Source organism: Bacillus sp. LR--39, from assembly GCF_053613335.1.
The window spans coordinates 1-710 of sequence record NZ_JBSIOT010000871.1; the positions used below are offsets into that span (position 1 = coordinate 1).

Below are 710 nucleotides of genomic sequence, written 5' to 3' on the forward strand. Positions count from 1 at the left end.
ATGAAGCATTCCTCATCATCGGCACCTTCGTCAGAGCGGTATTTATCGTATTTGGTGCTGTGCTGATCGTAAAATTGGTGATTTCGGAATATAAAAACAAAACCATTCTTGTGATGTTCACGTACCCGATCAGCCGTAAAAAGCTGCTCACCGCTAAGCTCATGATCGCGGGCGGACTGACGTTTATCACGATTTTACTTTCAAATATACTCATAGCCGCCGGTTTCTTTTGGCTAAACTCGATCTACCATTTCATACCGGGAGAGCTTACTTCCGAGATCATTTCTCAACAGGCGGTCAAAATGGCGGTTTTCGCTTTTGGCGCCGCTGGAACCAGTTTAGTTCCCATCTTTTTTGGAATGCGTAAACACTCGGTTCCGGCAACCATCATTTCATCTGTAGTGATTGTGATGCTCATCAGTTCAACAAGTCCGGGCTTCTCGATTTCATCTGTTGTGTATATCCCGTTATCGTTAGCGGCATTCGGATTGCTCTTTTCCTACATGGCGATCAGGAATGCGGACAAGCAGGATGCGTAAACAAAGGCGCCCAATATGTATAAAAGGCCGATGCTGTCAGCACCGGCCTTTCTATTATGAGTCTGTTCTTGTTTCAAGATAATGCTTCTTGCCAATCTCTTTTCTCATCATATAGAAATGGAAGCAATATTCACTGATTGCCATGACGGTCGCGCCGAATAAAGCCGCCAA

Annotated in this window: 2 protein-coding genes and 1 pseudogene; 1 reads left to right on the top strand and 2 read right to left on the bottom strand. The window is 44.9% G+C overall.

Annotated features, from left to right (window positions below):
- Positions 1-539, top strand: a 539-nt coding sequence (locus ACWHAR_RS27130) for an ABC transporter permease (RefSeq protein ID WP_452088440.1), incomplete at its 5' end; no start/stop codon positions are given.
- Here ACWHAR_RS27130 and ACWHAR_RS27135 read toward each other — a convergent pair.
- Together ACWHAR_RS27135 and ACWHAR_RS27140 are read right to left on the bottom strand one after the other, a co-directional pair.
- Positions 500-634 carry a hypothetical protein gene (locus ACWHAR_RS27135; RefSeq protein ID WP_121591398.1) on the bottom strand — a complete coding sequence of 45 codons (135 nt, stop codon included), beginning with the start codon at positions 632-634 and terminating at the stop codon, positions 500-502. The genes ACWHAR_RS27130 and ACWHAR_RS27135 overlap by 40 nt on opposite strands.
- Positions 594-710: pseudogene (locus tag ACWHAR_RS27140) on the bottom strand (hypothetical protein); the annotation flags it as partial. The gene ACWHAR_RS27135 and the pseudogene ACWHAR_RS27140, both read right to left, overlap by 41 nt.